This is a genomic window from Mesorhizobium sp. M2C.T.Ca.TU.002.02.1.1 (genome assembly GCF_003997225.1).
In genome coordinates, this window is record NZ_RZTO01000425.1 from 1 (window position 1) to 5,336 (window position 5,336).

General features: G+C 64.2%; 7 protein-coding genes. 5 read left to right on the plus strand and 2 right to left on the minus strand.

From position 1 onward, the window contains the following. Positions 1-57: 57 nt before the first annotated feature. The 3 genes from EOD07_RS21160 (at position 58) to EOD07_RS21170 (ending at position 2,899) form a co-directional block, all read left to right on the plus strand. A complete protein-coding gene (locus tag EOD07_RS21160; RefSeq protein WP_041009998.1) occupies positions 58-861 on the plus strand; it encodes an FCD domain-containing protein in 804 nt (267 codons plus the stop codon). Between the two features lie 20 nt (positions 862-881). Next, positions 882-2,021 carry an alpha-hydroxy acid oxidase gene (locus EOD07_RS21165; RefSeq protein ID WP_281059076.1) on the plus strand — a complete coding sequence of 380 codons (1,140 nt, stop codon included), beginning with the start codon at positions 882-884 and terminating at the stop codon, positions 2,019-2,021. Positions 2,022-2,131: 110 nt separating this feature from the next. Then, a complete protein-coding gene (locus tag EOD07_RS21170) occupies positions 2,132-2,899 on the plus strand; it encodes a metallophosphoesterase (protein ID WP_127236847.1) in 768 nt (255 codons plus the stop codon). A gap of 42 nt (positions 2,900-2,941) precedes the next feature. On the opposite strand, the gene EOD07_RS39110 is transcribed toward EOD07_RS21170, so the two are convergent. Together EOD07_RS39110 and EOD07_RS21180 are read right to left on the minus strand one after the other, a co-directional pair. Further along, on the minus strand, positions 2,942-3,073 hold the full coding sequence (locus EOD07_RS39110; RefSeq protein WP_263481599.1) for a hypothetical protein: 132 nt from the start codon (positions 3,071-3,073) through the stop codon (positions 2,942-2,944). Positions 3,074-3,367: 294 nt separating this feature from the next. Further along, positions 3,368-4,066, minus strand: a complete 699-nt coding sequence (locus EOD07_RS21180) for a type 1 glutamine amidotransferase (protein WP_127236850.1) — start codon at positions 4,064-4,066, stop codon at positions 3,368-3,370. Positions 4,067-4,153: 87 nt separating this feature from the next. On the opposite strand from EOD07_RS21180, the gene EOD07_RS21185 reads away from it, so the two are divergent. Both EOD07_RS21185 and EOD07_RS21190 read left to right on the plus strand, forming a co-directional pair. Continuing rightward, complete coding sequence (locus EOD07_RS21185; RefSeq protein WP_127236848.1) at positions 4,154-4,801, plus strand: hypothetical protein; 648 nt, start codon at positions 4,154-4,156, stop codon at positions 4,799-4,801. Between the two features lie 133 nt (positions 4,802-4,934). Continuing rightward, the coding region (locus tag EOD07_RS21190) for an RsmE family RNA methyltransferase (RefSeq protein ID WP_127236849.1) at positions 4,935-5,336 on the plus strand (402 nt) is incomplete at its 3' end.

Genomic DNA, 5,336 nt, shown 5'->3' on the forward strand with positions numbered 1-5,336 from the left:
AGTTGGCGGCGGACGCTTTAATCTGCGCGACCTTCGTCCCGTTCTCCAGGCGCCCCTTTGAGCGACATTTTCTCCAGGATCGAGCATTCGCGCACCGCCGACGAGGTGGTGCAGCAGATCGAGAGCCTGATCCTCGAAGGCGTGCTGCGCACCGGCGACCGGCTGCCGGGCGAGCGCGAGCTGGCGCGCCAGTTCGACGTGTCGCGGCCGATCCTGCGCGATGCGCTGAAGGCCCTGGAAGGACGCGGTCTGCTCACGACCAAGGCCGGCGGCGGCACGTATGTCGCCGACGTCATCGGCCAGCTCTTCACAAAGCCGGTGACGGATCTGATCTCCACGCACCGCAAGGCGGTGACCGACTATCTGGAATACCGGCGCGAGATCGAGGCGGTGGCGGCCGAGTTTGCGGCGCGGCGCGCGACGCCGGAGGATCTGGCGCTGCTCGACCGCATCATGGCGCGCATGGACGAGGCGCACCGGACCGGCGATTTCGACGACGAGGCGGAAATCGACATCGAGTTCCATCACGCGGTGTGCGAATGCGCGCACAACATGATCCTGCTGCACACCCTGCGCTCCTGCTACCGGCTGCTGTCGGAGGGTGTGTTCCAGAACCGGCTTCTGGTGTTCAGCGTGCCCGGCGCGCGCGAGGCGCTGCTCGAGCAGCACCGGGCGATCCATGCCGCGATCAAGGCCGGCGATCCGACGGCGGCGCGCAAGGCGGCGATGGACCACATCACCTATGTCGAGCGCTCGATGGCGGAAGCCGAGCGCAGCGGCGACTGGCAGCGGGTGTCCAGGTTGCGCCTCAGGCAACGCTCGGACGCCGTCGACATCGAACCCACACGAAAACGCTCCTAAGCATTGATCAAGCGGGGACCATCATGAGCGAAATCCTCACCATCGCCGACCTCAAGGACCTCGCACGCCGCAGGGTGCCGAAGATGTTCTTCGACTATGCCGATTCAGGCGCCTGGACGGAGAGCACCTACCGGGCCAACGAAGAGGACTTCGGCAAGATAAAATTCCGCCAGCGCGTGCTGGTCGACATGAGCAACCGCTCGCTGGAATCGACCATGATCGGCGAGAAGGTGTCAATGCCGGTTGCGCTTGCCCCGACCGGGCTGACCGGCATGCAGCATGCCGATGGCGAGATGCTGGCGGCGCAGGCAGCGGAAGCGTTCGGGGTGCCGTTCACGCTGTCCACCATGAGCATCTGCTCGATCGAGGATGTCGCCTCGGCGACCAAGAAGCCGTTCTGGTTCCAGCTCTATGTGCTGCGCGACAAGGATTTCGTGCTCAACCTCATCGACAGGGCGAAGGCGGCGAAGTGCTCGGCACTGGTGCTGACGCTCGACCTGCAGATCCTCGGCCAGCGCCACAAGGATATCCGCAACGGGCTTTCGGCGCCGCCCAAGATGACGCTTGCCAACATCATCGACCTCGCGCTGAAGCCGCGCTGGTGCCTGGGGATCGCCGGCACCAAGCGCCGCACCTTCCGCAACATCGTCGGCCACGCCAAGGGCGTCGGCGACGTCTCCTCGCTGTCGTCCTGGACGACGGAGCAGTTCGATCCGCACCTGTCGTGGAAGGACGTCGCCTGGATCAAGGAGCGCTGGGGCGGCAAGCTGATCCTGAAGGGTATCCTCGACAAGGAAGACGCGCAGATGGCGGCCGAGACCGGCGCCGATGCGATCGTGGTCTCCAACCATGGCGGGCGGCAGCTCGATGGCGCCCCCTCCTCGATCTCGGTGCTGGAAGAGATCGCCGATGCGGTCGGCGACAGGATCGAAGTCCATATGGACGGCGGCATCCGCTCCGGCCAGGACGTGCTCAAAGCGCTCTGCCTCGGCGCCAAGGGCACCTTTATCGGCAGGCCCTTCCTCTACGGCCTCGGCGCGATGGGCAAGGACGGCGTCACCAAAGCGCTCGAAATCATCCGCAAGGAGATGGACATCACGCTGGCGCTGTGCGGCAAGCGGTTGGTCACCGACATGGGCAAGGAGCAGTTGCGTCGCTAGGGCGCGGCGAGCGCCGGACGGCAGACGTGGCAAGGACGAATTCCGACGCTAGGGCGTTGTTCATCGATTGGTCCTAGCTTGCGCGGCGACCGATACGAAAGACGGGTTCCTTGACCGAAACCGGCATCCACTACCTCGACGCGCGCGGGCCGGACGGCATGCGGCTCTACGCCATCGGCGATGTGCATGGCCGGCACGACCTGCTCGCCGCCATGCACCGGCGCATCGAAAGCGAACTGGAATATGCGCCCGCCTCCGACTGGCGCATCATCCATCTCGGCGACTATGTCGATCGCGGACCGGACTCCAGAAGCGTCATCGACTTCCTGATCGAGGCGCAGAAACGCGATCCGCGCAACATCATGCTCGCCGGCAACCACGACATCGGCATGCTCGAATTCCTGGCGGACGGCGAGCCGGACGGCCTGTTCATGAATTACGGCGGCGTGCAGACGGCGCAGTCCTATGGCGTGGATCTTCTGCGCGACGCCCACTGGTACGGCAAGGCGGGGGCGGTTGCGCGCGGACACGCTGCTCTGGCGAAAGCGGTGCCGCGCAGCCATGTCGACTTCCTGCAATCGCTGACGTTTTCGGCGACGTTCGGCGACTTCTTCTTCTGCCATGCCGGGATAAGGCCGGGCGTGCCGCTCGACCGCCAAAACCAGCAGGACCTGATCTGGATCCGCGACGCCTTCCACGACCATCCAGGGCTTTTTTCCAAGGTGATCGTGCATGGGCACACGCCCGTCCCGGAAGCCGAGGTGAAGGCCAACCGCGTCAATGTCGACACGCTCGCCTGGAAATCGGGAACGCTGAGCGCGCTCGCCGTCAATGGCGGCGACAAACGCATCATCACCGTCCAGGGAAAAGCGCTTTAGGCGCGGCCCCGGCGCGGGCGAGCTTCCGATTTTTGGTTGGGCTTAGTTCAGCGAGGCGGTGACGCCATAGCCGTCGACGGCCCGGTGATTGGTCGCTGCATCGGCGGCATAGATGCCCAGGCCGCAGAGCACGATGGCAGACAGCATGACAAAAGACAGGAGAGCTGCTTTCACGGACGTCATCTCTGGTTAAGCTTTCTGCATCTGGGCACGAGGCGGTTACCAATGCGTTGAAACGATAAAATGCGTCTCAATGTTTCGACGATTTCGCGCTTCTAAGCAGATTCTGTATCGCCGGTGTGTCGGCTGGATCACACAAGAGGTTCATTCCGGTTGCACCGACGATACAAAGCGCGCCCTCTTAGGCGAGCGGCCGGACACAAACCAACAAAGAAGAATGTTGTCCCCAGGCGGAAGCCCGCGGGCGTGCCAATTATGCCACGCTTCGCCCGATCAGGGACTGGATGTTCAGATCGTGGCCACCCAAGCGCGGGCTATCGCCAACCCGGCGGCGTCGGCGTCGGCGCCATTGCGGGCCAGTTCGTCGTCGAAGCGTTCGTTCCAGTCGGGATGGCGCTCGGCAATCGTTGCCGCGAAGGACGTGCTCCAGTCGCGCACCATCGGCGTATCGGCCTCGAAGTGGAACTGGAAACCATAGATGGCGCGGCCGAGGCGGAAGGCCTGGTTTTCGGCGACCGCGCTGCCGGCGAGCCGCACGGCGTTTTCGGGCAGCGCGAAGGTGTCGTCATGCCATTCGAAGATCGGAAATTTTTCGGGCAGCGCCGCCAGCACCGGGTCCGACTTGGCGGCCGGTGTCAGCGAGACTTTGTGCCAGCCGAACTCGGTGGCGCCGCCGATGTGGTTGTCGCCGCCGAACGCGCGGGCGAGGAGTTGGCTGCCAAGGCAGATGCCGAGCACCGAGCGGTCCTTATCGGCGAAATCGCGCGTCAGTTCGAGAAGCGCCGGGAAATAGGGATAGTCCTCGTCGGCCAGCGCATTCTGCCCGCCGCCCAGCAAAACCATCGCATCATGCCCGCCTGCATCCTGCGGCAACGGATCGCCCTGGTAGGGACGCCGCAGGTCGAGATCGGCGCCCGCTTCGGCCAGAGCGGCGCCGACCTGACCAAGGCCGGTATTGTCGTAATTCTGGACCACCAGCACGCGCATCGAGAATCCTGCTGACATGAAAACGCTGGGGCGAGCGATATCATGCGGTCCGTATTTCAGCCAAGATGCGGATCGAGAGAGAAAGCTATGCCACTGCAGAACCGGGTCGACCCCTTCGGCGCCATCCATGCCGTGCCGGAACGCGGCCTGTTCACCGGCAATCGCGGCATCATCCATGATCCGCAGACCAGGACGCTTTTGAAGAAGCGCTGGGCATTGCCGGCCTGGATCATCTGCGTCTGCGCGTTCCGCAACGTGCGGCGCGAGCCGATGGGCCGCAACAGGCCGGGCGGCAAGGCCGGCTGGACGGAGCTGTTCTTCCTCGACGAGGTGACCGCCTTGGCCGCCGGCCATCGGCCCTGCTTCTTCTGCCGGCGCGAGCGGGCGACCGATTTCGTCGGCCGCTTCGGCGAGGCGTTCGGCATCGATGAGCCGCGCGCGCCGATGGTCGACAAGCGGCTGCACAAGGAACGGCTGGCTTCCGGCGGACGGCCTCCCGCCGTGACCGCACCGGAGCTTGGCGACTTGCCCGATGGAACGATGATCGCGGACGGCGACAATGCCTTTGCGCTGCGTGCCGGCAAGGCACTCAAATGGTCGTTCGCGGGCTACGCCAGTCCAATTGCTCTCGATCGCCTTGCCGACCGACCGCTGCGCCTGCTGACGCCGACAACCAGCATTACCGTATTGAAGCATGGTTTCACGCCGGCCTGGCATCCCAGCGCCGATACTTGACGCAGCCCGTCGCCTCGCCCATTGCTAAGCAGATATTCGTGGGACATCCCACGAATATCTGCTTAGATTCCCTTGTTTTTCGCTGGTTCTGATCGCAAAACCGCGGAACACTTTTGCGGAACCTGCCTGGGCCATGCGCGCCAATTACAAAATGCAGCGGCTGTTCGTGCCGGACGACCTTGGGTCCAGCATCGAATTCGATGCCGGACAGCAGCAGAGTCACTATCTCGCCCATGTGCTGCGGCTCGGCGAAGGCGCCGAAGTCCTGCTTTTCAACGGCCGCGACGGCGAATGGTCGGCTTCGATCGCCGCGAAGTCCAAGAAAGCCGCCCGACTGAAAGTGCTCGAATTGCAGCGGCCGCAGCCACCGCTACCCGATCTCGTCTATTGCTTCGCGCCGCTCAAGCAGGGCCGGCTCGATTACCTGGTGCAAAAAGCCGTCGAGATGGGCGCAGGCTTGCTGCAGCCGGTGATCACCCAGCATACGCAGGTGGCGAAGCCCGGCATCGACCGACTGCGCGCCAATGTGGTGGAA

Bases quoted from the DNA above. Each gene is read 5' to 3' on its own strand.
- EOD07_RS21180 (WP_127236850.1), bottom strand. From the start codon at position 4,066: ATGCGCGTGCTGGTGGTCCAGAATTACGACAATACCGGCCTTGGTCAG.
- EOD07_RS21185 (WP_127236848.1), top strand. From the start codon at position 4,154: ATGCCACTGCAGAACCGGGTCGACCCCTTCGGCGCCATCCATGCCGTG.